The following is a 2,861-nucleotide window of genomic DNA, read 5'->3' on the forward strand; positions in this document are numbered from 1 at the left end:
CCATCTATGTTAGGCTCAGATAAACACCACATTTGTCTGAAAGGAACTAAGATAAATGACCTATACTCATCTTACCACAAACGAGCTTGTAACGATAGAGGCTTACTATCAAGAAAACATAATAAAAATTAATATAAAAAGTTTCTAAAATACATATTTAGACACTTTTTGTATGCTATAATTTTCATTAACACTATAACAAAGGAGAACCAAATGAAACGTTTAAATACTCTATTTCATATTATAAAAGTTACAGGTTTTAATCAATTTTTGACAAGTTTTGTAAGTTTTATTTTTATTTCAGGAGGAATACTTTTATTAGTTGAACCTCAAATAAGTAATTACTGGGATGGACTATGGTATGCTTTTGTCACATCAACAACAGTAGGTTACGGAGATATACTAGCTACTACTCTAATCGGACGTATTACTAGCGTCTTTTTAACTGTATATGGACTTATTTTTTTTGGATGCTTATCAGCCGTAATTGTCAATTACTACAGCAAATTAAATACACCTAATAATAAAACTGACTAACATATTTCTTAGTAACTGTAAAAAATAATTCTTTCTCTGCCAATTCCAAACGGCTACAATTTCCTGACCTCGCGATACTTCTTGACTATCCTCTCCAGTCTGAACAAGATTACCATCTTCGACATCATCTAAGTCTAATTCTTTCTTGATAGTCTTGAAGAGTTTTCCAAATCCAATCTGTCGTTTCCGATAAAGTCCCTCAAACAAATCACCCGTTATCCGTTCCTTCGTCTCTTCAGGCAAGACAATCACTTGTTTGTCATTCTCTTTCTCGACATCAAATGGATTTTACTAATATTTCTCAAAATTATGAGGCTGGGACAAAAGTCCTAGCCTCTTTATTGTTTTTGGATTGTCGAGCAAGACGCAGTGGTTGAGTGGGCTCTACTACGCTGATTTCATCAGCTTTTACTGCCCTACTCAACTGTGCGGAGGTGGGACGACGAAATCGAATTCTAACGAATTACCGATTTCTGTCCCACTCTCAAGAAATAGAATTCCTAGGAAATCATTGAATTATCAATCACCCTACCAAGTTTTTCTGAGTTACTTGAAAAGTCTAACTTAATTTGACAATTTAGGTTCTTAAACGTCTCTAGTTAATCAACTAAAAATTATAACTAGCTGGGTGTTATCTAATCTCCCCTCATTTTTAAGTTTTTATCATTTTTGATATAATGGTAGAGAATGAAAGGAGACTTTATGTCAACTAAAAATTTAACGCCGGTCTTAAAAACCCCTTTTGTGCTACTGGCTATCCTCGTCCTTCTTGGTATTGTTATGCCTGACGGCTACCAAGTTTGGTCAGAACAACTAAGGGAAGTTATTTCAGATAAACTTGGCTGGTTTTACTTATTACTGGTCACGTCAATCGTTCTACTTTGTGGCTTTTTCCTGGTTAGTCCCGTTGGGCAAATCAAACTGGGGGAACCCAATTCGGTGCCTGAACACTCTACTATCTCTTGGATTGCCATGATATTTTCTGCTGGAATGGGAATCGGCCTTGTCTTCTACGGTGCCGCAGAGCCCTTATCCCATTATGCCATTTCAACGGTACGAGCTACCCCAGGGTCGCAGGAAGCCTTAGCCGATGCTTTCCGTTACACTTTCTTTCACTGGGGCATCCATGCCTGGGCAATATATGCTTTAATCGCCCTGGCCCTCGCCTACTTTGGTTTCCGAAAAAAAGAGAAATATCTTTTATCGGTTACCTTAAAGCCCTTGTTTGGTAAAAAAACAAACGGTATCCTTGGTAAGATCGTAGATACGATTACAGTGGTCGCTACTGTTATCGGGGTGGCAACCACTCTTGGTTTTGGGGCAGCCCAAATCAATGGGGGACTCAACTACCTCTTTGGTATTCCAAACAATGCCCTTGTGCAAGTTATTATCATCATTATCACAACCATCCTCTTTACCATTTCAGCCCTTTCTGGTCTTGGAAAAGGGGTAAAAATCTTATCAAACACCAATCTTATTTTAGCGATTGGACTACTCGCCATCACCATAATCATCGGTCCCACAGTCCAGATTTTTAATACCTTGACCGATAGTATCGGACTGTATATTTCCAATTTCTTCCGTATGAGTTTCAGTGCTGGTTCCTTTGGTCAATACAATCGTGACTGGATCAATACTTGGACGATTTTCTATTGGGCTTGGTGGATTTCTTGGTCACCATTCGTGGGAGTTTTTATTGCCAGAATTTCTAAAGGACGTAGTATCAGACAATTTCTATCCATCGTCTTATTAGCACCGACTGTATTAAGCTTTTTATGGTTTTCTACCTTTGGAACACTTTCAACGCATGTTCAATCACTTGGAAATGTAGATTTAACACAGTTTCCAAGTGAGCAGACCTTGTTTGCAACCTTCAGTCAACTGCCATTTGGTTTTATTGCCTCCGTTGTTGCCATCATCTTGATCATTACCTTCTTTATCACGTCAGCAGACTCTGCGACCTATGTGCTAGCTATGCTCTCTGATGATGGGAATCTCAAACCAAAGAATAACCTTAAAATCTTCTGGGGCGTACTCCTTGCGACTATTGCCATCGTCTTACTTCTTTCAGGGGGCTTAGTAGCCTTGCAAAATACGCTGATTATCGTAGCCTTTCCATTTTCACTCATCATGGTACTGATCATGGTTTCCCTAGTCATTGAATTGCTACACGAAAAAGACAAGATGGGACTGTCAATCACACCGACACGATACCCTAAAAAAGATCAACCCTTCAAATCTTATGAAGAATAAATAACCCAATTTGTAAAACGAAGCTAGACAGAAAAAGCCATCTATGTTAGGCTCAGATAAACACCACATTT

3 protein-coding genes are annotated in these 2,861 nt (G+C 38.4%); 2 read left to right on the forward strand and 1 reads right to left on the reverse strand.

What is annotated here, in order from left to right; translation table 11 throughout:
- Positions 1-213 precede the first annotated feature (213 nt).
- Positions 214-537, forward strand: a complete 324-nt coding sequence (locus HMPREF2607_RS03380; RefSeq protein ID WP_037611796.1) for a potassium channel family protein — start codon at positions 214-216, stop codon at positions 535-537.
- On the opposite strand, the gene HMPREF2607_RS03385 is transcribed toward HMPREF2607_RS03380, so the two are convergent.
- Positions 508-789 carry a protein rep gene (locus tag HMPREF2607_RS03385; protein WP_002891204.1) on the reverse strand — a complete coding sequence of 94 codons (282 nt, stop codon included), beginning with the start codon at positions 787-789 and terminating at the stop codon, positions 508-510. The genes HMPREF2607_RS03380 and HMPREF2607_RS03385 overlap by 30 nt on opposite strands.
- Before the next feature lie 450 nt (positions 790-1,239).
- Between HMPREF2607_RS03385 and HMPREF2607_RS03390 the strand changes: the two genes are divergently transcribed.
- A complete protein-coding gene (locus tag HMPREF2607_RS03390) occupies positions 1,240-2,790 on the forward strand; it encodes a BCCT family transporter (protein ID WP_070475852.1) in 1,551 nt (516 codons plus the stop codon).
- The last annotated feature ends 71 nt before the right edge of the window (positions 2,791-2,861 follow it).

The sequence above is a fragment of the Streptococcus sp. HMSC078H03 genome, assembly GCF_001808655.1.
Lineage (GTDB): Bacteria > Bacillota > Bacilli > Lactobacillales > Streptococcaceae > Streptococcus > Streptococcus salivarius_G.

Bases quoted from the DNA above. Each gene is read 5' to 3' on its own strand.
- HMPREF2607_RS03380 (WP_037611796.1), top strand. From the start codon at position 214: ATGAAACGTTTAAATACTCTATTTCATATTATAAAAGTTACAGGTTTT.
- HMPREF2607_RS03390 (WP_070475852.1), top strand. From the start codon at position 1,240: ATGTCAACTAAAAATTTAACGCCGGTCTTAAAAACCCCTTTTGTGCTA.